The 25,590-nt window shown below is 56.0% G+C and carries 22 protein-coding genes; 11 read left to right on the top strand and 11 right to left on the bottom strand.

Annotated features, from left to right (window positions below):
• The 5 genes from K7H09_RS22195 to K7H09_RS22215 all read left to right on the top strand — a co-directional run.
• Nucleotides 1-119: 2-oxo acid dehydrogenase subunit E2 (locus tag K7H09_RS22195; protein ID WP_230806066.1), on the top strand; the 119-nt coding region annotated here is incomplete at its 5' end.
• Between the two features lie 272 nt (nt 120-391).
• A complete protein-coding gene (gene adk, locus K7H09_RS22200; RefSeq protein WP_022522126.1) occupies nt 392-1,045 on the top strand; it encodes an adenylate kinase in 654 nt (217 codons plus the stop codon).
• Nucleotides 1,046-1,178: 133 nt separating this feature from the next.
• The gene (tsaB, locus tag K7H09_RS22205; protein ID WP_022522127.1) at nt 1,179-1,877 is read left to right on the top strand and encodes a tRNA (adenosine(37)-N6)-threonylcarbamoyltransferase complex dimerization subunit type 1 TsaB; all 699 of its coding nucleotides are present in this window, start codon (nt 1,179-1,181) and stop codon (nt 1,875-1,877) included.
• Nucleotides 1,874-2,593 (top strand): class I SAM-dependent methyltransferase, encoded by a 720-nt coding sequence (locus K7H09_RS22210; protein ID WP_022522128.1) that lies wholly within the window; start codon nt 1,874-1,876, stop codon nt 2,591-2,593. Before tsaB ends, K7H09_RS22210 begins: the two co-directional genes overlap by 4 nt.
• Before the next feature lie 40 nt (nt 2,594-2,633).
• On the top strand, nt 2,634-3,755 hold the full coding sequence (locus K7H09_RS22215) for a phospholipase D-like domain-containing protein (RefSeq protein WP_027958147.1): 1,122 nt from the start codon (nt 2,634-2,636) through the stop codon (nt 3,753-3,755).
• 29 nt (nt 3,756-3,784) lie between these two features.
• On the opposite strand, the gene K7H09_RS22220 is transcribed toward K7H09_RS22215, so the two are convergent.
• The gene (locus K7H09_RS22220; protein WP_022522130.1) at nt 3,785-4,444 is read right to left on the bottom strand and encodes a YecA/YgfB family protein; all 660 of its coding nucleotides are present in this window, start codon (nt 4,442-4,444) and stop codon (nt 3,785-3,787) included.
• Nucleotides 4,445-4,507: 63 nt separating this feature from the next.
• On the opposite strand from K7H09_RS22220, the gene K7H09_RS22225 reads away from it, so the two are divergent.
• The 3 genes from K7H09_RS22225 (at nt 4,508) to K7H09_RS22235 (ending at nt 8,138) form a co-directional block, all read left to right on the top strand.
• Nucleotides 4,508-5,056, top strand: coding sequence for a SprT family zinc-dependent metalloprotease (locus tag K7H09_RS22225; RefSeq protein WP_027958146.1), 549 nt, complete (start codon nt 4,508-4,510; stop codon nt 5,054-5,056).
• Nucleotides 5,057-5,249: 193 nt separating this feature from the next.
• Nucleotides 5,250-7,199, top strand: coding sequence for an acetate--CoA ligase (acs, locus tag K7H09_RS22230; protein ID WP_041158895.1), 1,950 nt, complete (start codon nt 5,250-5,252; stop codon nt 7,197-7,199).
• A gap of 276 nt (nt 7,200-7,475) precedes the next feature.
• Nucleotides 7,476-8,138, top strand: coding sequence for a response regulator (locus K7H09_RS22235; protein WP_007113812.1), 663 nt, complete (start codon nt 7,476-7,478; stop codon nt 8,136-8,138).
• A 38-nt stretch (nt 8,139-8,176) separates the two neighbouring features.
• Here the strand turns inward: K7H09_RS22235 and K7H09_RS22240 are convergent, their stop codons facing one another.
• From K7H09_RS22240 to K7H09_RS22255, 4 genes are all read right to left on the bottom strand, one after another.
• Nucleotides 8,177-12,118 (bottom strand): hybrid sensor histidine kinase/response regulator, encoded by a 3,942-nt coding sequence (locus tag K7H09_RS22240; RefSeq protein WP_230806064.1) that lies wholly within the window; start codon nt 12,116-12,118, stop codon nt 8,177-8,179.
• 106 nt (nt 12,119-12,224) lie between these two features.
• Nucleotides 12,225-12,734, bottom strand: coding sequence for a hypothetical protein (locus K7H09_RS22245; RefSeq protein WP_022522135.1), 510 nt, complete (start codon nt 12,732-12,734; stop codon nt 12,225-12,227).
• A 135-nt stretch (nt 12,735-12,869) separates the two neighbouring features.
• A complete protein-coding gene (locus K7H09_RS22250; RefSeq protein ID WP_009287414.1) occupies nt 12,870-14,651 on the bottom strand; it encodes a sodium:solute symporter family protein in 1,782 nt (593 codons plus the stop codon).
• 6 nt (nt 14,652-14,657) lie between these two features.
• Nucleotides 14,658-14,918: a DUF4212 domain-containing protein gene (locus K7H09_RS22255; protein WP_007113808.1), complete on the bottom strand. Its 261-nt coding sequence runs from the start codon at nt 14,916-14,918 to the stop codon at nt 14,658-14,660.
• A 709-nt stretch (nt 14,919-15,627) separates the two neighbouring features.
• Between K7H09_RS22255 and K7H09_RS22260 the strand changes: the two genes are divergently transcribed.
• From K7H09_RS22260 to ttcA, 3 genes are all read left to right on the top strand, one after another.
• The gene (locus K7H09_RS22260) at nt 15,628-17,475 is read left to right on the top strand and encodes a DUF294 nucleotidyltransferase-like domain-containing protein (RefSeq protein WP_141440702.1); all 1,848 of its coding nucleotides are present in this window, start codon (nt 15,628-15,630) and stop codon (nt 17,473-17,475) included.
• A 5-nt stretch (nt 17,476-17,480) separates the two neighbouring features.
• On the top strand, nt 17,481-18,134 hold the full coding sequence (locus tag K7H09_RS22265) for a DNA polymerase III subunit epsilon (RefSeq protein WP_041158893.1): 654 nt from the start codon (nt 17,481-17,483) through the stop codon (nt 18,132-18,134).
• Between the two features lie 262 nt (nt 18,135-18,396).
• Nucleotides 18,397-19,317 carry a tRNA 2-thiocytidine(32) synthetase TtcA gene (gene ttcA, locus K7H09_RS22270; RefSeq protein WP_041158892.1) on the top strand — a complete coding sequence of 307 codons (921 nt, stop codon included), beginning with the start codon at nt 18,397-18,399 and terminating at the stop codon, nt 19,315-19,317.
• On the opposite strand, the gene fnr is transcribed toward ttcA, so the two are convergent.
• The 6 genes from fnr to K7H09_RS22300 all read right to left on the bottom strand — a co-directional run bounded on the left by fnr (nt 19,310) and on the right by K7H09_RS22300 (nt 25,585).
• Nucleotides 19,310-20,056, bottom strand: coding sequence for a fumarate/nitrate reduction transcriptional regulator Fnr (gene fnr / locus K7H09_RS22275; protein WP_022522221.1), 747 nt, complete (start codon nt 20,054-20,056; stop codon nt 19,310-19,312). The two genes, ttcA and fnr, sit on opposite strands and share 8 nt — an antisense overlap.
• Before the next feature lie 84 nt (nt 20,057-20,140).
• The gene (hemN, locus tag K7H09_RS22280) at nt 20,141-21,574 is read right to left on the bottom strand and encodes an oxygen-independent coproporphyrinogen III oxidase (RefSeq protein WP_041158891.1); all 1,434 of its coding nucleotides are present in this window, start codon (nt 21,572-21,574) and stop codon (nt 20,141-20,143) included.
• Between the two features lie 78 nt (nt 21,575-21,652).
• Entirely contained in the window at nt 21,653-22,345 is a 693-nt protein-coding gene (locus K7H09_RS22285; RefSeq protein WP_022522223.1) for a sulfite exporter TauE/SafE family protein, read from the bottom strand.
• Complete coding sequence (ccoS, locus tag K7H09_RS22290) at nt 22,342-22,587, bottom strand: cbb3-type cytochrome oxidase assembly protein CcoS (RefSeq protein ID WP_022522224.1); 246 nt, start codon at nt 22,585-22,587, stop codon at nt 22,342-22,344. The genes K7H09_RS22285 and ccoS overlap by 4 nt, the downstream gene beginning before the upstream one ends.
• On the bottom strand, nt 22,584-25,055 hold the full coding sequence (locus K7H09_RS22295; RefSeq protein WP_041158890.1) for a heavy metal translocating P-type ATPase: 2,472 nt from the start codon (nt 25,053-25,055) through the stop codon (nt 22,584-22,586). Before K7H09_RS22295 ends, ccoS begins: the two co-directional genes overlap by 4 nt.
• Nucleotides 25,052-25,585, bottom strand: coding sequence for a FixH family protein (locus K7H09_RS22300; protein WP_009287410.1), 534 nt, complete (start codon nt 25,583-25,585; stop codon nt 25,052-25,054). Before K7H09_RS22300 ends, K7H09_RS22295 begins: the two co-directional genes overlap by 4 nt.
• Nucleotides 25,586-25,590: the final 5 nt, after the last annotated feature.

A 25,590-nucleotide genomic window follows, 5' to 3' on the forward strand; every position in this document is an offset into this window, starting at 1 on the left:
GCCTGATGATGCCGCTGTCGCTCTCCTACGATCACCGTGCGATCAACGGCGCCGATGCGGCACGCTTTACCGCCTTCCTGGCCGATGTGCTCACCGACATTCGTCGCTTACTGCTGTAATTGGTAGCGATGTGCTTTCACAAGCGGCGCCCCTAGGGGCGCCGCTTGTGTTTACTAAACGTAAATGCTGCCTAAACCTCTCGCAGGGCGACCAAAGTGGTAGATTTAGGGCATTTGGCTGTTTTAATTTAAAAAAATTGAAACAAAAGCGGGTTTCTCAGGCTTTTGGGGAGTTGTGTCGCTTGAGAGGCGCGGTTATTGTCAGTTAACAGAATTCACATACTCATTTTTCGAACTCTTTTTTCATACCAAGAACTTCAAGGAGCAGTGCCATGCGTTTAATCCTGTTGGGTGCCCCCGGCGCGGGGAAGGGGACTCAAGCTCAGTTTATTTGTGAGCAATTTAAGATTCCTCAGATTTCCACCGGGGATATGCTGCGCACGGCCATTAAAGATGGCACAGAGCTGGGCTTGAAAGTAAAAGAGATCATGAACAGTGGTGGCCTGGTGTCTGATGACATCATCATTGACTTGGTCAAAGAGCGCATCAGTCAGCCCGACTGCGAGAACGGCTTTCTGTTCGATGGTTTCCCACGCACGATCCCCCAGGCCGACGCCATGAAAGAGGGCGGCGTTAAGCTGGATCACGTGGTGGAAATTGCCGTACCCGATGAAGAGATCGTTAGTCGCTTGGCGGGACGCCGTGTGCATCAGGCATCGGGTCGGGTTTATCACGTTGAGCACAATCCGCCCAAAGAACCAGGCAAAGATGATGTGACCGGTGAAACACTTATTCAGCGTGAAGACGACCAAGAGTCCACGGTGCGTAATCGCCTATCCGTTTACCACGATCAAACGGCCCCTCTGGTTGATTACTATCAGCAGTGGGCCGAGCAGGATCCCCAGAGCGCGCCCCAGTACCACCGCATTGAAGGTGTTGGCAGTGTGACGGATATTACCCGCCAGGTTAAAGAAGCCCTTAGCTGATAAGGGCCCTCAGTTGATAATAACCCTTAACTGATTTTACGCCTTTGCCGATGGCCCGCCTAATGCGGGTCATCGTCGTATTAGCGTGACAAAGGTATAATGCCGCAACCTTTCTTTCGAGTGGCCACTTGCTATGCCGTTACATCTGCTTGCCCTGGACGCCTCTTCAAGCGCCTGTTCTGCAGCCTTACTGCGCCAGGGCGATTCGGGCACTGAGTGCCTGGCGCGCTTCGAGATGACGCCTCGCGCCCATACCCGTCGGTTGTTACCTATGGTGGACGAAGTGCTTGCCGAAGCGCAGGTAACCCCTTCCCAGCTTGATGCCGTAGCGTTTGGCCGAGGGCCGGGTTCGTTTACCGGACTGCGTATCGCGGCGGGGGCAGCCCAGGGGTTGGCGTTTGGTTTGGATTGCCCGTTGCTGGGGGTGTCTACTTTGGAGGCGCTGGCCCTTCAGGCCCATCGTCGCTATCACCTCCGCCACGTGGTGACTGCCTTAGATGCCCGCATGGGCGAGGTATACGCCGCGACGTGGCACTGCCTTAAAGATACCATCACACCGATGAGCGCCGAGGCGGTGCTGGCCCCTGAAGCACTTCGCCTGCCAGGCGACGAAACCGACTGGGTAGGTGTAGGCAGCGGCTTTACGCTGTGGGAGCGCTTCACTGTCGATGTACAGCTCAGCATGCCCCAACATTTGGATGATTTAGAGCCCCGCGCCGAAGAGATGGCGTGGCTGGCGGCGCGTGATTTTGCCGCTGGGTTGGGGCAGGCCGCGCACTTGGTTCAGCCGGTTTATCTGCGCAACGACGTTGCCTGGAAAAAGCCCGCATGAGCGATGTTGAGGCCGATGTTGAGAGCATCGTTCTGCCTGACGGCCTGCGCTTGGTGCAGGGCGATGAGGGGTTGGCGCTGGTCGGTGATGAAAAACGCTACGGCAAGCCGCTCAGCGTTGATTTTGTGGCGGGCAAAGCGGCCCATCGGCGCCGCTTTGGTGGTGGGCGTGGTCAGCTGGTCGCAAAGGCCTGTGGGCTTTCCAAGGGCGTGACGCCCTGCATCGTTGATGCTACGGCAGGGTTGGGGCGGGATGCGTTTGTATTGGCCAGCCTAGGTGCCCAGGTGTTGTTAATTGAGCGGGTTGCAGCGATTGCAGCGCTGCTGGAGGATGGCCTGAAACGTGCCTCCAGGCATAGCGATACAGTGGATATTGTTGCCCGCATGACACTGCGTCATGGGGATGCGGCTCAATCCCTGGCTGAATTGGTTGCCAGTGCTCACTTTTCACCGCAGGTGATACACCTGGATCCGATGTTTCCCCATCGTGAGAAATCAGCGTTGGTGAAAAAAGAGATGCGTCTGTTCCGCGAGTTGGCTGGTGATGATAACGATGCCCCGCGATTACTAGAAGCGGCGTTGGATGTGGCCACTCATCGCGTGGTGGTTAAGCGCCCCCGTAAGGCGCCGCCTATTGCGGGGCCAGTGCCGCAACATACCCTTGAGGGTAAAACCAGCCGCTACGATCTGTATGTACATCGCTCATTAGCACGGTAGCTCGTTAGTGTACTTATCAGTGGCTAAGCAAGGAGCACCCATGCAGAACGCGTGGCGAGAAGGTAATCGATTTACGCTGCTGCCGGAGGCCTCACGCTTTCTGCCCGCTATGTTTGAAGCGGTGCATAATGCGCGGCACTATGTGCTGGTAGAGCTCTACTTGATGGAATCAGGGGAGCTTGCAGATCAAGTCATTGAGGTATTGACTGATGCAGCGCAGCGCGGTGTTCGCGTCTGTTTACTGCTGGATGGCTATGGCTCGATGGGCCTCTCCGGGAGTGATCGCCAGCGCCTGAAGCAGGGCGATGTTCAGCTGCGCTTTTTTAACCCCATTGGTTTCCACTCTTTAGCGCTGAACCTGAGTCGTGACCATCGCAAAATAATGGTTATTGACGGCGAGCTGGCGTTCACCGGTGGCTTTGGCGCGGTGGATGAGTTTTTGAATGCCTGGTACGAAATTGCCCTGCGTATTGAAGGGCCGGTGGTGGCCGATTGGGAACTGCTGTTTCGGCGCCTATGGCATTCGCGGCTGACCCGCGTCGAGAAGGGCGATAGACGCGCGGCGGCTCTCCCAGAGCGTCGTGAGCCTCAGGCGCTTGCCAATGGCGTGCCTGGACGGGCGATGTCGGCGCGTGGCTATCGTTATCAAGCGATTCGCCACTCATTGCATTATCGGGTCAGCCAGGTAAATGAACGACTCTGGTTATGCACACCCTATTTTGTGCCCACCTTTGCCCTGCGTCGGCGTTTGGTTCGGGCGGCTCGCAGAGGGATAGACGTACGCTTACTGCTACCGGGGGCAAAGCATGATCATCCCAGCGTTCGCTTTGCCGGTCAGCGCTTTTATCACACCATGCTCAAGGCTGGGGTGCGCATTTTTGAGTTTCAGCCGACCTTTATCCACGCCAAATTTGTGCTCGCCGATGAGTGGGTGAGCATTGGTTCGTGTAACTTTGACCACTGGAATCTGCACTGGAACCTAGAGGCAAACCAGGAAGCAATGGATCCGAAGCTCGCGGCGGACGTGCGCGAACTGTTCGAGCGAAACTTTGCCGCCAGCCAGGAGGTAGACGCCGCGGCTTGGGCGGCGCGCCCCTGGAGGCAGCGCGCCCGTGAGTGGATCTATGGCGTGCTGGATGCCATGGTAACGCGGCTTAAATAGTGTCTACGCTAAGTATTTAGCCTAAGCACCTAGCGCTTTTTACCTTTTGCAGGCGTTTTTTTACGCGGTTTGGGTTTGGGCGTTTCCGGTGGCACGCGGTAATGCAGGTAAAGATCCAAAACCAGTTCCGGCAACTGCACTACCAGCGACTCCTGGCGTTCTTGATCTTTAGCCAGCTCGGCCAAGTCCGGCTCATCGTCGAACAGCCCGGAGAGCAGCATAAACGGCAGCAGCAGGGCGGCGGCGGCCTCTTCATCGTCCTGGAACCAAGCGCTCTCGTCGCTGAAGACGCCTTCCATAAAGCCCGCACACCAGTCGCCTATAGGGGTTTCCTCGGCGGGTTCTCCTCCCAACGTTAGTTCAAACGGCAGTTCCGGTAAGCCGCCTTGCTCGAGTACCGCCACCGCGTTGTCGCGTAACAGTGTGAGCAGGGTAATAATCTCATCACGCTCGGCGTCATCGGCGTAGCGAGGCTCACCCTGAAACAGCTCAGTCAGCCACTGGGTCGCCGGTACTTCGCTGGGTGCCACGGCAAGGGCCACTAAAAAGCCATGGGTGGAAATAAGATCCAGGGCGTCTTCATCCACTTGATCCGAGTCAAGGAAGTCGTCCAATCTATCCAACTGCTCATCCTCGAGCAGTGGCTGCGGTGGCGTGTTCGTTTCAGGCGTATCGCTGCGCTCTGCCATGAGTAAAGCCTCGTTAATACAAACGTTCATCAATGGTTACCTATAACGGCTAGTTTATCACTAATGAAGACGTCACCACTGCCTCCTTGGCCTGCCACTGAATTGGCGGCTATGTCGGAAACAGAGTTGCATCAGGCCGCGCGAGTTCGCGTCGAACAAGCGTGGCAGCGCTGCTGTGAAGTGTGCCCAGCGCTGCCAGCCCCAAATGTGTGGTTTAACCTGCGCGGCGCTTCGGCCGGCCAGGCGCATCTTGGTCACGGCGGGTTACGCTTAAACCCGGTGTTACTGAGAGAGAACCGCACGGCGTTTTTTGATGAGGTGATTCCCCACGAAATGGCTCACTGGCTGGTGTTTCATTTGGACAACGGCCCGCGTTTAAAACCCCACGGCCGCGAGTGGAAAACGGTCATGCGCGACCTTTTTGGTTTAGTTCCCAGTGTTACCCATCGGTTTGATATTAAGCAGGCGCAGTCCGCACCTTATCGTTACCAATGCGATTGCCGCTTTCATCAATTTACCCCAAGACGTCATGCTTTAGTGGTAAACGGGCGTCATTATCGTTGCCGACACTGCGCTAAGACCTTGGTCTACAGGCCGGAAGTCGTCTCGTGATTTGTTTATAAATGTTTGTTTTTTAAATAAAAAATGATAATACCAATGTCTAAAGGGAAGCCTGCGCGAGGAGGTTTATGCTAGGGGAACATTAATGGCAGCCGATACGCCCGATAATGGTCAATAAGCCCATAAATAATCGTATCGACTACAGTTTCTTAGAGAGTGCATTTTCACGGACAGAGGCAATTTTATGAGCGATCAACAGAAGGTCTATCCGGTGCGCGACGATTTCGCCGCCAATGCCTGGGCCGATAAAGCCAAATATGAGGCCATGTATCAGCAGTCGATAGACGACCCGGAAGGCTTCTGGGCTGAGCAAGCCAAACGCCTCGACTGGATTAAAGCGCCCAGCAAAATCAAAAACACCTCCTTTGCGCGTGACAATGTCGATATTCGTTGGTTTGAGGATGGCCTGCTTAACGTCAGCGCCAACTGCCTTGACCGCCATCTGGATAAGCGCGGTGACCAGACAGCGATCATTTGGGAAGGCGACAACCCCGATGAGTCCAAACACATTACTTATCGCGAACTCTATGCACGCACGAACCAGCTAGCCAACGCGCTGAAAGAGCTGGGTATCGGTAAAGGCGATACCGTTACGCTGTATATGCCGATGATTCCCGAAGCCGCCATGGCTATGTTGGCCTGTTCGCGCATCGGGGCCGTTCACTCGGTTGTCTTTGGTGGCTTCTCGCCGGACGCCGTTGCCCAGCGGGTTATTGGCGCCGACTCCAAGCTGGTGATTACCGCTGATGAGTCGGTGCGCGGTGGTAAGCACGTACCGCTGAAAGAGAACGTGGACGCCGCGCTGACCCGTGACGGCACTGATGTGTGCAAAAACGTCCTGGTGGTGAAGCGCACCGGCGGTGAGATCGAGTGGAAAGAGGGTCGCGATGTCTGGTTTGACGAGCTGGTCGACAAGCAGTCCAACGAGTGTGAACCGGAAGCCATGGGCGCCGAAGACCCGCTATTCATTCTCTACACCTCGGGTTCTACCGGTGCGCCTAAAGGCTTGAAGCACACCACCGGCGGCTACCTGACCTACGCCGCCATGACCCACCAGTACGTGTTTGACTATCAAGAGGGTGAAATCTACTGGTGCACCGCGGACGTTGGCTGGGTTACCGGGCACAGCTATATCGTTTATGGCCCCTTGGCCAACGGTGCGACTACCCTGATGTTTGAGGGTGTTCCCAGCTATCCCACCCATGGCCGTATGGGTGATATCGTTGATAAGCACAACGTTAATATTCTCTATACTGCGCCCACCGCGGTGCGTGCTCTGATGGCCCATGGCGAAAACGTCATGGACTCCAGCAAGCGCGATAGCCTGCGGCTGTTGGGCTCCGTGGGCGAACCGATTAACCCGGAAGCCTGGGAGTGGTTCTACCGCGTTATCGGCAACGAAAAATGCCCGATTGTGGATACCTGGTGGCAAACCGAAACCGGCGGCATCATGATTGCGCCGCTGCCGGGCGCTACGCCGCTTAAACCTGGCTCTGCGACCGTACCGTTCTTCGGTGTGAAGCCCGCGCTGGTCGATAACGAAGGCAATCAACTGGAAGGCGCCACTGAAGGCAACCTGGTGATCCTTGACGCCTGGCCGGGACAGGCGCGCTCTATTTGGGGTGACCACGAGCGCTATGTTCAGACTTATTTCTCGACCTACGACGGTATGTACTTCACGGGTGACGGCTGTCGCCGCGATGAGGATGGCTACTACTGGATCACCGGGCGTGTGGACGACGTGCTGAACGTTTCGGGTCACCGCATGGGCACCGCCGAGATAGAGTCCTCTCTGGTAGCGCACAGCGCCGTTGCAGAAGCAGCCGTTGTTGGTTTCCCGCACGATATTAAGGGACAAGGCATCTATATCTATGTCACCCTGAGTGACGGTATCGAGGCGACAGACGAACTCAAAAAAGAGCTGACCCAGTGGGTGCGCAAAGATATTGGCCCGATTGCTTCGCCGGATGTCATCCAGTGGGCGCCAGGTTTGCCGAAAACCCGCTCGGGTAAAATCATGCGCCGCATTTTGCGCAAGATTGCCGCCAATGAGTGTGATGGTTTGGGTGATACCAGTACGCTGGCCGACCCGTCGGTGGTCGATGAGCTGATTGAGCATCGCGCCAACCAATAATGGCGACAACGCGATAGGCTGTTTAGCCCAATAGAGCTTGTGTGCCGACTCAAAGCCGTGCCGACCTGAGTAGGTCGGCACGGTTGTGTTTATAGAGGCGCGTTTATAGATAAGCGTTTATGGACACGTGTTTCGCTTGTGTGAACGATCTATTATAAATTGTGCATGTGATGCTTGGGCATGATGAAGCCCATGGGGTACCATGCTTCACAACCGTAAGAGCCTAGCGTCGCGGCGGCAGACAACCCCGCTGCTCGAGGAACCGGAGGAATATCCATGGCAGTAGCTCATAAGTTTATCGTCGCTGACGATCACCCGCTGTTTCGTGCAGCGCTGACCCAAGCGTTACGCCAGTTGGCCCCCCAGGCGGAAATTGTCGAAGCGGACACCATGGAAGCCACCACTGACGTGGTGAATCGCCACCCAGATGCCGATTTGATTCTGCTGGATCTGCATATGCCGGGAGCCCATGGCTTCTCTGGTTTGATCCAACTGCGTGGTCAAATGCCTGATATCCCCGTTGCGGTAGTGTCTGGTAGTGATGAACCCTACGTGGTTCGTCGTGCTATTGACTACGGCGCGTCGGGTTTTATCCCTAAATCATCGTCTCTACAACTAATTGCTGAAGCCGTCGGCGAAATTCTGCAGGGCGAGGTGTGGTTACCTGAGGCGTTGGCCAACGTGCTGGAAGAGACCAGCGAAGAGGAGTCGCGTTTTGCCGAGGCGATTGCTTCGCTAACGCCCCAGCAATTCCGCGTCTTGAATATGCTGACCGAAGGCCTGCTGAATAAACAGATCGCTTATGAACTGAGCGTCTCTGAAGCCACGATCAAAGCCCACGTGACTGCGATTCTACGCAAGCTGGGCGTACACTCACGTACCCAGGCGGTTATCGCGGCTCAGAAGCTTGAAGTCGAGCCGCCGAAAGTCGTTTCCTAAGCAAGTAGCAAACAACGACTGTGTTAACCGCGGCGCGCTTAGCGCGCCGCACGATTGGCCTGCAGCGTGCGCGTTAGTAGCGCCCGTAGTGCCGCCGGTTTAACGGGCTTCAGCAGCAGTTGATAGCCCGCCCGCTTGATCTCTTCAGCTACCGCTTCGGTACGGTCAGCGGTAATCACAATCCCCGGTACCGCCCCCTCAAAACGTTCGCTGAGTGCTTCCAGCGCCATTAAGCCGGTGACTTCGTTATCCAGGTGGTAGTCCGCCAGAATAGCGTCAGGGTCGCCATCCATATTGCGTAGGATCGATTTGGCCCCGCCGATACTGGTGGCGGTAAACACCTCGCAGCCCCAGCCGCTAAGCATGGCGGTCATGCCTTCCAGAATCAGCGTCTCGTTGTCGATGCATACAATCCGCGTACCGCTCAGCTTATGGCTGCCGCGCCGTGCATGCGGCTCAAGCTCGGTGCTGGTTGACTCGTGGGTGGTGACAATCGGTACGCTAACCGAGAAAACCGCGCCTTTGCCTACCGTCGAGCGTACCTTGATAGGATGATCCAGCACCCGGCTCATACGGTCGGCAATGGAGAGCCCTAGCCCCAGCCCTTTCTCGCTCTCTTTGTGGCGGGAGACCTGATCCAATCGGCGGAATTCCTGAAAAATTTCGCTCAATTTAGACTCGGGAATGCCGGGGCCGCTGTCCCACACTTCAATAGAGAGCCAGCCATTTTGGCGACGGCAGCCCAACAGCACGCGCCCCTCTTGAGTGTAGCGAATCGCATTGGATAAGAAGTTTTGCACGATACGGCGCAGCATTTGAGGATCTGAGTCGACCCAAAGCTGGGTAGGCACGACTTCTAAATCTAATCCGCGATCGTCCGCCATCACCTCAAATTCGGCGCGTAACGGGCGGAAGATATCCGCTAGGGCAAAGTGACTGCGGCGGGGCGTTAGGGCGCCTGCGTCCAGCTTGGAGATATCCAGCAGGGTGCTTAGCAGTTCCTCGGCGGCCTGCAGCGAGTTATCGATATGGCCAACGATGCGCTGGGTGTCGGTCGTAGTCACGTTCTGCATCAGCGCGGAGGTAAATAGCCGTGCCGCGTTAAGCGGCTGCAGCAAGTCGTGGCTGGCCGCGGCCAAAAAGCGCGTTTTGGAAGCGTTGGCATCTTCTGCGAGCTGCTTAGCCTGGCGCAGGGCGAGCTCTGCCTCGGCGCGTACCCGGTTCTCCTGGCGCAACGCCGCGTTGGCTTCAGAGAGCGCCTGGGTACGCTCACGCACGCGCTCTTCCAGGGTTTCATTGGTCTCTTTAAGGGCAATTTCAGCCTGACGGCGTTCGGTAATATCCTGATAGAGCGCAAAGAAGCCCAGGATCGCCTGGCTGTCACCAAAGTGCGGCGTGTAAGTGACCAGCATATAGCGCATGGCTTCATTCACCCGCAGCGAGACTTCAAAGCTGACCCGTTCGCCGTTCAAGGCTCGTGCGACCCATGGCGCGCGCTCCTCCGCCTGCTTAATTGGCAGCACGTCTTCAAAGCGGCGACCAATGACTGCGTTGCGGTCAATATTGAACGCCTGCTCGTAGGCTCGGTTGGTAAATAGGTAGCGGCACTCTTTGTCGAAGTAGGCAATCAACGCGGGCACGTTATCGGTATAGATACGGATATTGTTTTCCGAGCGAATCAGCGCCTCTTCGATGCGCTTTTGCTGGGTAATATCCTGGTAGGTATACACAAAACCGCCGCCAGGCATTGGGTTGCCCTGCACTTCCAGCACGCTGCCATCCTGGCGGTAGCGCACATAGCGGTGGGGTTGGCCTTCGCGAATATTGTCGAGCAGTAGCTGCACGTGCTCTTCCGGGTCACCCGGGCCATACTCGCCGTTGTGGGCGTTGTAGCGGAAGATACGGTCTATGGGGGCGCCAACACGAATCAGGTGGTCAGGGAAGCGGAAGAGCTCAAGATAGCGCTGGTTCCACACCACCAGGCGAAGGTTCTGATCGACCACGCTGATGCCCTGGTTAATGTTTTCAATGGTGGCCTGAAGCAGCGCCCGGTTGAACTCCAGCACTTGGGAGGCTTCATCGACAATCGAAATCACATCCGATATGCCGATACCGCGCCCCTGAAGTGCCGAGTTGACTACAATGCGTGCCGATGAAGCGCCTAGCACCGAGGCCAGAAAGCGTTCGGTGAACTGAATAATATCGATTGAGGCACGAGTGCCGTCGTCCAGTGGTTTACCCACCCGGCGGGCGTAGTCTTCAAAGGCGCGATCGACCTGTCCCGCGCCTAGAAAACGTTCACAAAGGACTTTTAAATCGCCCACGGTGGTCGCCCCGGTCCAGGGGCGGTTGACCGAGGTCTGGCGTGTTTCCACGCTATCCACGAACAGTGAGGCCTGAATACGCTCGACCACTCGCTGTGAGGTAACTTGGGAAACGAAAATGTAGCAGAACAGGTTTACCCCGAGTGACAGCATCACGCCGTGGGTAAAGCTGTCACCTAAGTTGAGGCCGAACAGCGTCGTGGGCGATAGCCAATTGAGCCCCAACGGGCCTCCGTCAAGCCAGCCAGTCGGCAGCACACCAGCATTGATCATCGCGGGCATAAGCAGGCTATAGGCCCAGATGGCGAAGCCCGCATTCATACCGACAATCACCCCAAGCCGGTTGCCGCGCTTCCAGTAGAGGCCGCCAATCAGCGCTGGGGCAAATTGCGAGGCAGCGGCAAACGAGAGCATGCCAATCGAGGCCAGCGAGGTAAATTCGGCAATTAGCTGGTAGAAGCCGTAGGCCATGGCCAGTACGGCAACAATGGTTAAACGCCGCGCACGTAGCACCAAGCGCCCATAATCCCGTGCCTTGGTATCAAACCAGCGCAGCCGGAACAGCGCCGGGATAACGATTTCGTTGGAGATCATGATCGACACGGCCACAGCGGCGACAATCACCATGCCCGTGGCCGCCGAGAAACCGCCGATAAAGGTGAGTAGCGTTAACCATTGGTGGCCCGAGGCCATGGATAGAGCCAGTACGTAGGTATCGGGCTCTACGCCGCTTTCGGAAAACAGCAGCAGACCAGCGGCGGCTAAGGGCACCACAAAAAAGGCAATGGCCAACAGGTAAAGTGGAAACAGCCAGCGCGCTTTCGTGGCGTCGTCAGGGTGAATGTTTTCCACCACTGCCACATGGAACTGGCGGGGAAGACACAGAATCGCCAGCATCGCGAGCAGCGTTTGGGCCCAGAAACTTTGGCCAAAATCCTGGTTGGCCAGCTGGCGCTGGAGTTCGAGCTGGCTTTCGGCATGCCCCATCAGCTCACCCAGGCCATCAAACATACCCCAGGTAACAAAGGCGCCAAGCACCACGAAGGCGAGCAGCTTGACCAGCGATTCGAATGCCACGGCGTGGATTAAGCCTTCGTGGTGTTCGGTGGCATCGGTGTGGCGGGTGCCGAATAGAATCGCGAAAATTGCCATCACAATGGCCACATAGAAGGCCGTGTCGCCAAACAACGGCGTATGGGTCACATCGGTGGCATCGGTAAGAACGCTAAAAGTAGTGGAAACTGCTTTTAGCTGCAGGGCAATGTAGGGCAGGGTACCGACCAGGGCAACCAGACTGGCAAAGGCGGCCAGCGACTGGGTTTTGCCGTAACGGGAGGCAATAAAATCGGCAATCGAGGTGACGTTTTGATGTTTGGCAACGCGGATCATTTTGGCCAGCACCGGCCAGAAGAGTAAAAACGTTAAAATCGGTCCGACGAAGATGCTCGCAAACGACCATCCCGCGGTGGCTGCCTGGCCAACCGCGCCGTAAAACGTCCACGAGGTGCAGTAAATGGCCAGTGCCAAGCTATAGATGATCGGACGCCGACGGGTGGCGCCGTGGGTACGCGCGCGGCGATCACCGTACCAAGCGATACCAAATAGAACGGCAATGTAGAGTAACGAAACCGCTACCAGTAGCCCGCCGTGAAACATGCCTTTCTCCCCGCCAGAGTGTTTAACGTGCGCCAGTCAAAAGGCTTCATTCTAGGCGAAACAACGGGTCGTGTACGACCGTTTGTACCACGGGCTGTTTATTTGTCTAGGCGCATACGTTGTTGAGTAGCGGTGATGTTTCGCGCAGCGTGCGTATCTCTTCGAGGATAGGGTCGCGGGAGTCTTTATCCAGGGGCACTAGCTCACGGCTCTCGCAGTTGAGTAGATAGGGCTGGGTGATCAAAATATCGGTGTGATGGCGCTCAAACTGATAAAGGATAAATTCCGCTAAACGGGTGTCATCCTGCTCGGTAATACGGATGTTCTCGCTATCCACCATGCTGAATTTGGTGATCATCGGAATGGCAAAAGTCCATGGGCGCCATACCGCCGTGCTGCTTTCGGTTGAAATGACCGTGGCGGTCTCGGGCAGTTGTGCCTGCTTGTGGTCAAACCAGCTGTACTCCACCTGAACTTGATAACCCAGCATACCCAGTCCGCCACACACCGGGACTATCCATTTGGGTAAACGTTTGCCGCTCAAATTGCGCAGTATCAGGCCAATCCCGGCGGCCGCAAGGCCTGCAAAAACGGCGGCGATCAAGTGCCAAATCATAATTTATCCTTTCAAAAAGCCGTCTATAAAAGCTATCTATAAAAGCCATCGGGCCTCCCTAAGGAAGCCCGATGATGAGGTCGATTCCAAAGCGTTATCGCCGTATGGCGATAACGCATCAGGAAGGAGTATGACTTAGTGGTCTATCGCCATGCCAGCACCTTTCGGATAGCGAACGCTTTCCACCAGATCCTGAATTTCCTGCGGCGGTGCAGCTGTCACTCTGGAAACCGCAAAGGCAACGGCGAAGTTGATCATCGCGCCTACGGCACCGAAGGAGAGCGGCGAGATGCCAAAGATCCAGTTATCCGGCGTGTTTGCCAGCATATTGGTATCCGGCACGAAGAACCAGCCCAGGTAGGTAAAGATGTAAAGCAGGGTGCAAATCAAGCCCGCCAGCATACCGGCGACCGCGCCTGAGCTGTTCATCCGCGTGGAGAAGATACCCATCATCAGCGCGGGGAACAGTGATGCACCGGCGATACCAAAGGCTAATGCCACCGTTTGTGCTGCAAACCCCGGCGGATTAAGCCCCAGGTAAGTGGCCAACAGGATGGCACCACCCATGGAGATTCGCGCTGCCAACATCTCGCCTTTCTCGGTGATCTTGGGATTGATCATGGTCTTGATCAAGTCGTGGCTGATCGCCGACGAGATCGCCAGCAGCAAGCCTGCAGCTGTCGAGAGTGCTGCGGCGATACCACCCGCTGCAATCAAACCAATAACCCAGCCGGGAAGATTGGCAATTTCCGGGTTGGCGAGTACCAGTATGTCATTATTGACGGTTAGCTCGTTGCCTTCCCAGCCACGATCAGAGTAGTCGGCAGCATCATTATACATTTGGATACGGCCGTCATTGTTGAGATCGTTGAAGGTGATAAGGCCTGTTTCTTCCCATGTACGAACCCAATCAGGGCGTTCTTCGTACAGAATCGGGTTTTGCGCAGCCTCTTCGTAGTTTTCAACCTGCCCCGCCATCTCTGGGTACACGGTGGTCGCCAGATTCAGACGTGCCATTGAACCGACCGCAGGAGCCGTGAGGTAAAGCAGGGCAATGAACACCAGCGCCCAGCCAGCAGACCAGCGAGCATCGGCTACTTTCGGGACGGTGAAGAAGCGAATGATAACGTGGGGTAGACCGGCAGTACCGACCATCAGCGACAGGGTAAACAGCACCATGTTGAGTTTGTTGTCCACATCGGCGGTGTAGTCGCGGAAGCCAAGTGCGCTAACCACGTCATCCAATTTAGCCAGCAGCGGAATGCCGGATTCAGTATGCGTGCTGAACATACCGAACATCGGAATCGGGTTGCCGGTTAGTTGGAAGGCAATAAACACCGCAGGAATGGTGTAAGCGATGATTAGCACGATGTACTGGGCTACCTGGGTATAGGTAATGCCTTTCATACCACCAAATACGGCGTAGAGGAAAACGATCAGTGCGGCTAACCAAATACCCCAGGTGTTGCTGACTTCAAGGAAGCGAGAGAACGCTACGCCCGCACCGGTCATTTGACCGATAACGTAGGTAACCGACGCCACAATCAAGCAGACGATAGCCACTAAGCGAGCGGTGTTGCTGTAGAAGCGGTCGCCGATAAAGTCAGGCACGGTGAACTTACCAAACTTACGCAGGTAAGGTGCTAGCAGCATCGCGAGGATAACGTAGCCACCAGTCCAGCCCATCAGGAAAGTAGAGTTGGCGTAGCCGCCTGAGGCTAGCAGGCCCGCCATGGAAATGAACGATGCAGCTGACATCCAGTCCGCTGCGGTGGCCATGCCATTGGTGATCGGGTGAACCCCGCCCCCCGCGACATAGAAGTCTTTCGTTGAGCCGGCGCGCGCCCAAATCGCAATGCCTATATACAAGGCAAAAGAGGCGCCGACGAACAGTAAGTTAATTGCAAACTGGCTCATACCGGCTTACTCCCCAAGGCCAAATTTTTGATCGAGCTTGTTCATCTTCCAGGCATAGAAGAAGATCAGCACGATAAACGTTAGGATTGAGCCCTGTTGTGCAAACCAGAAGCCAAGATCGGTACCGCCAACCGGAATACCGGCGAGCAGCGGGCGAAAAAGGATAGCGCATCCGTAAGAAACAAATGCCCAAACAGCCAGGCATCCGAAAATTAAGCGGACGTTTGCTTTCCAGTATTCAGCAGCGTTGGTTTTGTCATCTGCCATTGTGTTGCTCTCCACTTGTGATTTTTAAGGTTGGGAAAGTTCACGAGGAATAGCGTGTGACCCATCAGGGCAATCGCACGTCTAAAGCCACCCTATCGATAGGAGTGGTGAGTCAGCTTCTGTTAGCACATCACCTTATTATTCGATATGAAATGTCGAGTTAGTTAGTGACGTGCGATTACCCTGCATGACTCATTGTTAATACTGGGCAATAAACGTCAAAAAATAAATCCCAGACTTTGGTATCAATAAACGACGAATTGGCTTTTTGTAAGATGCATGTTATTGAAAATACGAGTTTTTAGAGGCTGTTTAAGCGAATTTTGTAGGCGTTTGAAGAGCTATAGGACGATAGTCTAGTGAGCAAATAAAAGCAGTTATTGGCTACTTTAAATACATGTCCTGGGTTTTGCCGGAAGCACGGTTAGTAAGTGTCGATACTTTGGTCGTGTATCAAAAGTCGCTTCGACTTTAGCGTGATAGCTAAAGGTATAACAAGGTTATACTTGCTACTTGGGAAGTGAATCCTTTATACCCGTACAGCCACCTTCATATAATAATCGATAACAGTTTTTTTGAAGCGCTGGTGTGGGCCAATTTATGTGGGCCAGTATCGAGTCACGACGTTTATTTATTTTTGCTTATGTCTGCTAGCGCGCCTTAAGACACAACCCGGTTAGTCGCAGCCTGTTTAATGAGGTTATACCCCATGGTCGATGTGGATCTATCCCAACTGCCGTTTACGCTCCTTGACGATGAGGGGCGTGACCATATTCGTCGTGGCATTGACCTGGCCTATTTTGATCGTGACGAAATCATTTTAGAGACTGGCCAAGCGGGTGAGTTCGTTTATCTGATCCATAAAGGCGAAGTGGCGGAAATCGATCCTACATTGCCCTCATCTACCGCGCGTATTGGTCACTACACGGCAGGGGACCTGTTTGGCGCGATCAGTATTCTCAACGGTAAAAGCCGCTACCGCTTTAAGGCTGAACAGGAGTGCCTGTGTTACCTAATGCCTAAAGCACTGTTTCAGCAGCTGTGTCGCCACTATCCTGATTTCAGCAGTTTTTTTCGCCAATCGCTGACCCATAAGGCGCGCCTGATGACCGAAAAGCGCGCCGAAGGTGGCGTCACCATGGCAGGCTTTATGCTGGCCAAGGTAAGCGAGTGCATGCGTGCGCCACTGCTGATGGCAGCGACGACCGATATCGCTAGCGCTGTAAAACAGCTCAACGAAAGTCACGCCGACAGCCTGCTGGTGTCGACCCAGGACGACACCCTCGGCATGGTGACCAAAACCGATCTGCTCAACGCCTTAGTGCTAAAGGGCAGCGCGGTAACATCATCGGTGGATAAGATCGCCCATTTTAACTTGGTGACCGTCGCACCGGATCAGTACTTATTTGAAGTATTGGTGCTGATGACCCGCCATAAAGTGGCGCGGGTGGTAGTGATGGAGCAAAACGTCTTGAAAGGCGTTGTAGAGCTCACCGACGTGCTTAGCTACTTCTCAAGCCGCAGCTATGTGGTGAGCCTGCAGATCGAGCAGGCGACCAACTTAGAGTCGCTTTCAGCTGCCAGTCAGCGCACCCCGGAGCTGGTCAAAGCGCTGATGGCCCAGGGCGTTAAGCTGCGCTTTGCGATGGATCTGCTTGCGGCACTAAACGGCCGTATTATTAGCAAGGCCTGGGAGTTCACTGTCGATAAGCGCTATCACGAGCAGAGCTGCATGATGGTGATGGGCAGCGAAGGGCGCGGTGAGCAGATTCTAAAAACGGATCAGGATAACGGCTTGATTCTTGCCGATGAAACCCAGTGGCCTGATCTTGCCAGCCATATGCAAACGCTCACCGATACCCTGATTCAGCTTGGTTACCCGCCGTGCCCCGGCAACATTATGGTGTCTAACCCCGCGTGGGTGGCCACGGTATCCCAATGGAAAGGTAATATTGCCAAGTGGGCCAGGGAGCGTGATGGCGATAGCCTGATGAAGCTGGCCATTATGCTCGATGCTCATGGCGTGGCGGGCAACCCGAGCTTGCTTGAGAGCGTGCGCGATGAGCTGTTTGAACGCTGCTCGGGCGATGAGCTGCTGCTTTCCTATTTTGCCCGCACGGCGCTGCGCTTTTCGACGCCGCTGACGCTGTTTGGTTCGCTGAAAAAGCCTCAGCACGGTATCGATATCAAGAAAGGCGGTATTTTCCCTATCGTGCACGGTGTCCGCACCATGGCGCTTGAGCGGCGCATCAAAGCCACCTCGACGTTTGATCGCTTGGATGCCCTGGTTACTGACGGCCGGTTGGATCGCCGTTTTGCCGATGACCTGGGCGAAGCGTTGGCGCTTTTTTCTGAGCTGCGCCTCAAGCAGCAGCTAAGTACGCTGGAAACTTCTGCGGATGCGAAAGAAACTAACGCCCAAAGCAGCAGACGCGCTAACCGTGTCGTGGTGCAGAACCTCTCTTCCCTGGAGCGCGACCTACTGCGCGAAGCGATGCATATTGTCAAAGACTTTAAGCAGCGGCTTTCCCACCGTTACCATTTGGAGTATTCGTGAGCGGAATGCGGCTGTTAGATCGACATGTGACGCTATTTAGCGGCTCGCTGCGCACCTTGTTAAGGCGTGAAAGTGACCGGCGTCGTTGTGCAGACTCCCCCTATGCCTGGCTGTTTCAGCCCTATATGGGCGAAGAGCTGGTGGCGCTCGCCTGCACCGCAACGCCCACGCAATCATCACCTGTGATCAGCGTGGCGGCAGTGGTGCTGAGCCATCAGCAGGTGCATACCAGCCGCGCTTTTGTGATCACCCTTGGCAGCGCGAAGCAGCCCGCGAGCGCAACGCTGCGCCGTCATCACTTGCTGTGCGAGGCGGGGGAGATACTGCCACCAAACAGTGATAACTTGAGCGCGCTAGTAGAATTTATCGGCAATCGGCCCATCGTTGGCTGGCAGTTAGAGAAGCGCATTGGAGCATTGAATGCACTACTCAGTAAGCGGCTGAATTTTGCCCTGCCCAACGCCCAGGTCGATGTGGCAAAACTGCATCAGCGCCAACTGCGCCGTTTGCACCCGGAGGTCGAAGCGCCCAGCAGCTTCGCCCAGGCGTTGGCATGCTGGCAAGTACCCGTCATGGGCATGCAGAGTGTGCTTGGAGAGGCCACCGCCAGCGCACTGCTGTATATGCGCCTGCAGCGTATTATGGCGCAGGTGGCATAGTAGTCTCTTTCGTCGTGGCGAGGACAGCTTTCCGCGAGGGCGCTGTGAACCCCTCCCTGGGCGCTACTTTTGTCATCCATGACAAAAGACCCTCGCTCCAAGCTGCCCTCGCACCGAGGTATGGTGCAGCGGTCAAAATAGTCACTTCCAATTGCGATATCTTGTGTGGCTACGTCTGATTAGTTGGGTCAGGCGGTGAGTGTTGTTAGAATAGTTATTACTTTTTTCTCTCACGCCTTCTACCCTCGGCAGTGCTTATACCATGCAAACTCTTGATCACTTTGATCCTGCTCACCTTGATACGGTTGGAGCCACCCCAGCTAACGCTGAGCACGACCAGCCTGAGCTGGCTGATGCGAAGCAGAAGCGTGAATTTAACAAGCTGCAAAAGCGTCTGCGCCGAGAAGTGGGCAATGCGATCATTGATTACCAAATGATCAATGAAGGTGATCGCGTAATGGTCTGCCTCTCCGGTGGAAAGGACAGCTACACGATGCTGGAGATTTTGCGCAATTTGCAGCGCAATGCGCCGGTCAATTTTTCGCTGGTAGCGGTCAATCTGGATCAAAAACAGCCGGGTTTTCCCGAGCACGTATTGCCTGCGTATCTGGATAAGCAGGGCGTGGAGTACCACATTGTCGAGCGCGATACTTACTCGGTGGTAAAAGAGAAAACCCCGGAAGGTAAAACCACCTGCGCGCTTTGTTCACGGCTGCGGCGCGGCTCGTTGTATGGCTTTGCCGAAGAGATTGGCGCCAATAAGATAGCCCTGGGCCATCACCGGGAAGATATTCTCGAAACGCTGTTTCTCAATATGTTCTTTGGCGGCAACCTGAAAGCGATGCCGCCAAAGCTGCTATCCGATGATGGGAAGAATATCGTTATTCGGCCGTTGGCCTACTGCAAAGAGGCGGATATCGCCGAGTTTTCGCGGCTGATGGCGTTTCCGATTATTCCCTGCAACCTGTGCGGTTCACAGCCTAATATGCAGCGTCAGGTGGTCAAAGAGATGCTTGCCGAGTGGGACAAAAAGTTTCCTGGCCGTCTGGAGAGCATGTTCAAGGCCGTCACCAACATTGCCCCTTCCCAGTTGGCCGACCGCAGCCTGTTCGATTTTGAAGGCCTTGAGGCCAAGCAAGCAGAGCTACTGGCGGGGCGTATCCAAGCCTTTAACGTCAGCTAACTGTTTGCTCTTCCTCTTCGGCGAGGGTAATCAAGCGCGGCATATCGAGAATGTTGACCTCTCGCCCTGAGACCGCCACCACACTCTGCTGCTGAAAGCGGCTTAGTATGCGGCTGACCGTTTCCACCGCTAAGCCCAGGTAGTTGCCGATATCAGCCCTGGGCATTGAAAGGCGAAAGCTGTAAGGCGAGTAGCCCCGGCGACGAAAACGATCTGAGAGGGTAATCAAAAAACTTGCCAGCCGCTGATCGGCGGTTTTACGCGAAAGTAGCCGCATCATACGCCGGTCATCGCGCAACTCTTTGCTCATGCTGCGATAAAGCTGGCCACGCAGTTCGGGCAGCTCCTCCGAGAGTAAGTCCAGGCGGTCAAAAGGAATCTCGCAGACGGTGGTCGTTTCCAGGGCGATAACGCTACCGGGGTAATGCTCTTCGTCAATGCCATCCAACCCCACCAATTCACTGGGCAGGTAGAAATTGGTCAACTGCTCGCTGCCGTTACCTTCGGCGGTGATCTGTTTCAAACTGCCCGAACGGACTGCGTAAACGCTGGTAAAGGTGTCGCCCTGACGAAACAGCGGTTCGCCTTTTTTCAGCGGCGCGCGACGACGAATAATGGCGTCAAACTGCCCCACGTCGTCCAGCTCAAGGGCAAGTGGCAGGCACAGTGAGCTCAAACTGCAGGTTTGGCAGCGAGCTTCATGGAGTAGCGAGCGCCGACGGCTCATGGGTTCCAACATGCTTTGCTCCTTGAGAGGGTCCCGCTTATCAATTAGAAAATCCTTACTTATTATAGTCGCTTTAGCATGCCTGCAATAAGGTGATTAAACAATCTTAGAATACTGTTGTCCCGTTTGCCCGGAAAGATGGGTATCAAACGCCATTGCTATATGGCGAATCAGCAGTCGACCCATTGGCGTTGCGTTAAGCTGGTCGCCGCTGCGTGCCAGCAGGCCATCTTGCTCGGCGCTTTGCAGGCGCTCAAGCGCAGGCGCAAAGTAGCGGGGGGCATCAATGTTCCAGCGCTGGCTAACGGCGGTCAGATCAATGCCCATATCGCACATCAGCCGCTCAATCACATCCCGGCGGATCAGGTCGTCATCACTTAAGCGTATGCCACGCACGGTGGCAAGCTGCCCCTGATCCAGCGCCGCTTCGTAGCGGGCCAGATCGCTAGGATTCTGCGCATAGACGTCATCAATACGGGAAATCGCCGATACGCCAAGCCCGATTAAGTCGCACTGAGCATGGCTGGAGTAGCCCTGGAAGTTGCGCTGCAGCGAGCCTTCGCGCTGGGCAATAGCCAGGCTATCGTCAGGGCGGGCAAAGTGATCCATACCGATATGCACATAGCCAGCTGCGGTGAGCATTTCGATGGTGGTGCGCAGAATCGCTAGCTTCTCTTCTCCGCCTGGCAAGTCATCGACATTAATGCGCCGCTGCGGGGCAAAACGCTCGGGCATATGCGCGTAATTAAACACAGAAAGGCGCGCCGGGTTGAGCTCGATCACCTGGCGTAGGGTGTTGGCAAAGCTCTTTTCAGTCTGAAATGGCAAGCCATAAATTAGGTCGAGATTGAGCGAGCGAAAGCCCAGGCGATGCGCCTCCTCCATCAGCGTTTCGGTAAGTACCCGAGGCTGAATACGGTTAATCGCTTTCTGCACCAGCGGGCTTAAATCCTGCACGCCCAGGCTGATGCGATTAAAGCCGAGGGATTCGAGATGGCGCAGCGTAAACACATCCGCTTCGCGAGGATCTATTTCAATTGCGTAATCGCGATCAGCAGACGATGAAAGACCAAAACGTGCATCCAGTCGATCAATCAGGTCGCCCATCTGGTTCAAACTGAGAAATGTCGGCGTGCCGCCGCCCCAATGCAACTGCTCCACCGGTCGTGATGTATCCAAGTGGCGTGCGGTCAGCACCATTTCACGGTCAAGCCGGGCTATATAGGGCTCGGCAAGGGCAGTGTTTTTGGTAGCGATTTTATTACACGCGCAGTAGAAGCAGATCTTGCGGCAGAAGGGCACATGAACGTACAGAGAGAGCGGACGCTTACTGGCATTGCTACGCTCCAATGCCTGGGTCAGGTCGCCAGGGGTAAATTGGTCGTGAAACGACAGCGCCGTGGGGTAGGAGGTGTAGCGTGGGCCGTTGGTGTCGTAGCGACGCAGTAACGCTTCGTCCCACACCGGCTGCATAGGGGCTGCGGCAGCAGCGGGTGCAAGAGGTAAGGCAGCAGGGGTATGAACGGGCATGAAGGGGCGCTCCGACGTTAGGAAATGCCGCTAGCCTAACCCGTGGTTAGGAGGTAAATGTTGAGCCACGTCATGCTATTAGAGGTTGTGTACCGAAAGCGTCCACAGTTGCCACAGTGCAAAAGCGATAATTGTCAGCGCTGCCACGCTGCGGGTCGCGGGGTGACGTATCAAATGGCTGAGCTGGCGGGCAGCCAGGCCAGTGGCAAGCAGCGCAGGTAGGGTGCCAAGCCCAAAGGCGCCCATGAGTAGAGCGCCCTGAAGCGGGTCGGCAATCGCTAAGCTCCAGGCCAACATGGAGTAGACCAACCCGCAGGGGAGCCAGCCCCAGAGCGCTCCCAGGGCGAAGGCTTGGGGAATATGCACTACGGGCATCAAGCGACGCCCCACGGGTTCGATAAAGCGCCATAGTCGCCGGCCAACGGCCTCCACTTTGAGCAGCCCTTTCCACCAGTTGGCGATATACAGTGCCATTAAGATCAGCATCAGTGCGGCAAATACCTGGAGTAGCAGGCGTGCCGTAGCAGAAAGGGAAAACAGCGTGCCTAGCAGTGCCACCAGCGCGCCTGCGCTCATATAGCTAACAATGCGGCCTGTGTTGTAGCTGAGCAGCAGGCCTCCCATGCGCGCCGGATGACGCATGCTGGGGGGGACTGCAAAGGTGAGCGCGCTCATAATGCCGCCACACATACCAATGCAGTGGGCGCCGCCCATCAAGCCAAACACAAACGCCGCCATTAGCGGCGGCAGATCAAGCCCCGTTGGATTCATGGCCGAGGCTCTTGGTCGTCGGGTGTGTCTGCCGCTGATGGTTCGGAAGATTTTTGCTTTGCCTGCTGATGCTGGCGGCGCTGCTCAGGGCTAAGATCGTTTTCATCCTCATCAAATAGAATGCGGTGCGCTGGGCCTTCTAGGTCATCGAACTGATCATTTTTCACCGCCCAGAAAAACGCCCAGACGGCGAGGCCCAGCAAAATCAGGGAAAGCGGGATCAGCAGATAAAGAATCGTCATGCGGCCACCGGTGTTGAGGTGTCGAGCGTTGGCGCGGGCTGAGGTCGCCAGCGCGACAGTCGCAGGGCATTACCCACCACTACTAGCGAGCTAAGCGACATTCCAATTGCAGCTAGCCAGGGCGGCACCAGACCCATTGCCGCCAGCGGCAGCGCCGAAAAGTTGTAGCACACTGACCAAATCATGTTCTGGCGCATGATACGCCGGGTGGCGCGGGAAATCTCGATGGCCTCAAAAATCCGCATCAGACGTGGGCTGAGCAGCACTGCGTCGGCGCGGGTGCGGGCTAGATCCGTTGCGCCATTCATGGCAATCGCCACATCGGCACCGGCTAACACCGGCACGTCGTTAATGCCGTCACCAATCATCACCACGGTTTCGCCTGCGGCTTGGAGCTCTTTCATCCGGGCTAGCTTGCCTTCCGGGCTGGTGCCCGCATGCCAGGTGGTAATATCAAGTTGGTTGGCCAAGCTTTCCACGGCATCCTGGGTATCGCCAGAGAGCAGTTCAACGCTTAACCCCAGGGCCTGGAGGGCTTTGATCGTTGCCGCAGCATCATCGCGGACGCCGTCGTGCAGGCCAAACCAGGCGCGGGGCGCACCGTTTTCGCTAAGCAGCAGCCACTGGCCTTTGGCAGGCGCCGCTATGACGTCATCCACGGCGCCATCTATTGCGCTATCCATTGCAAACCTGGGCTTGCCCAACCGCCAACGAGCGCCGTTTAGGCTCCCTTCGAGCCCTTGCCCGGTGTGGCTGTGAATATCTTTGGCTTGCAGGGTCGCATCCCGGAACGGCCTAAAGGCGCGGGCGATCGGGTGTTCCGAGTGGGCCTCAAGGGCGGCGGCAATGGCCCGTGCATGCTCGGCGGTTAATTCACCAAAGGGCTGGGTTTGGGTAAGGTGCATTTCGCCGCGGGTCAGGGTGCCGGTTTTATCAAAAATCACCCGGGTAACGTTAGAGAGCGTCTCCATGGCATCGGCGCGGGTGATCAAGACACCGCGCTTTCGCAGTTGGCCATGGCCAGCTGCCAGTGCCGCGGGAGTGGCCAGCGCCAAGGCACAGGGGCAGGTCACCACTAGCACCGAAAGTAGTACCCAGAGCATCCGTGAAGGGTCGATAAACCACCAGGCGAGGGTCACGCAAGCCGTTACTACCAGCAGGCGCAGCACGAATAGGTGCGCCATGCGCGCAGCCATCTGGGCCAGCCGTGGGCGGCTGGCAAAGGCACGGTCGGTAAGATCGACGATACCCGCTACACGGGCATCGCGCCCTGCGTGGGTAACCCTTATCACCAGCGGGTTTTCCATGTTTTGGCTACCGCCGGTAATGCGGTCGCCCACTCGGCGGGTGACTGGTAGGTATTCGCCGGTCAGCATTGATTCGTCCAGGCTCGATTCACCCTCCTCGATGATGCCATCGGCAGGCACGCCATGGCCGGGCTTGATCAATACGCGATCGCCGGGAGTGAGTTCGCTGGCGGGCAGAATGCGCTCGCTGCCGTCACTTTCCAGCCGTGTGGCCGAAATCGGCAGCACGCCGCTCAGCGCATTGCCGCTATGCCCGCTGCGGCGCCTGGCGCGACTCTCCACGTAGCGGCCAAACAGCAAAAAGAAGGTGAACATGGTCACTGAGTCAAAATAGACCTCGCCCACGTCAAACAGCACCGCATAGCTGCTGGCAAGATACGCCCCGCCGATTGCCATTGACACCGGCACATCCATGCCCAGTACGCCGGTGCGCAAGTCGCGCAGGGCGTTGCGGAAAAACGGCTGGGCGGAGAAAAACACCACTGGCGTGGCCAGGGCAAAGGAGAGCCAGTGGAACAGTGCGTAGAAGTCTTCGCTGATTTCACCGGGGCCGGAGACATAGATCGGGATCGAGAACATCATCACCTGCATCATGCCGACGGCGGCAATAATCAGCCGACGTACGTTCATGCGCTCTTCATGCTGCAGGCGCGCCTGGGCCTGGTCTGGCTCGTAGGGCTGGGCCTCGTAGCCAATCGCGGCCAGTTCGGCCAGCAGTTGCGAAAGCTCCAGCTGCTGAGGATCCCAGCTCACCCGCAGGCGGTGGTGAGTTAAGTTCACTGCGCTGGTGGCAATTCCCGTTAAGGCATTCAGGCGGTGCTCGATCAGCCAGGCGCAGGCAGCACAGGTAATGCCTTCGATGGCGAGGGTCGCTTTGACGTTGCCCTCATCGCCGTCGGGGTGAACAAACTGTGCCTGAAGTCCGGGGTCGTCAAACACCGACCAGGTATCGGCTTTGGCAGCCTGATGTTCATCAGGGCGTTCGGGCAGTTCGGTACGGTAGCGGTAGTAGCTTTCAAGGCCCCCATCCACGATGGCATGGGCCACCGCTTCGCAGCCAGGGCAGCAGAGCGGATGGGCATGATCATCAAGGGTAATCGACCAGGGAGCCCCAGCAGGCGCCGGGTTACCACAGTGATAGCAGGGCGCGGCGTTGCTCATTCGCTTGCTTTGCGTCCTCCCGGCAGTAGTGTGACGCTGTCTTCATCGGGGAATGTGGCTTCACCGGTAAGGCGCCAATCGGCATTTTCCAGCGCGGGCTGAATCTGCAGATACCAGCGGTAACGCAGGTTGTCAGGGCCTTGTGTGATATAGCGGCCGTCACGGACATGCTCAAGTACGAAGGATTGATCACGATCATCTTCGGTAGGGAAGATAAAATCCAAATAGAGTTTGTCGGGACGCGCATCGCCGCTTAAATCAATCACGATATCGCTGGTAAGCGGATCAAGGCGTAAATCTGCGCTTAGGTTTAACTCTCTGGCACGGTCTTGCTTGGCAAGCACCATATTGATGGCTTTGCCATGCTTGTAATAATCCTCCTGAACAACCATGCCATCGAAGCTTTTAACCGACATAACGGCAAAGGTAATACTAAACATAATGGATGAGAGCAGAATGCCGATTAAAAACCACGGCCAAAACTGCTTATACCAAGGCGTCACCTTATCGCCAGAGGGTAGGGATGACATAGTTG

The sequence above is a fragment of the Halomonas sp. IOP_14 genome (genome assembly GCF_021021315.1).
Classification (GTDB): Bacteria; Pseudomonadota; Gammaproteobacteria; order Pseudomonadales; family Halomonadaceae; genus Vreelandella; species Vreelandella titanicae.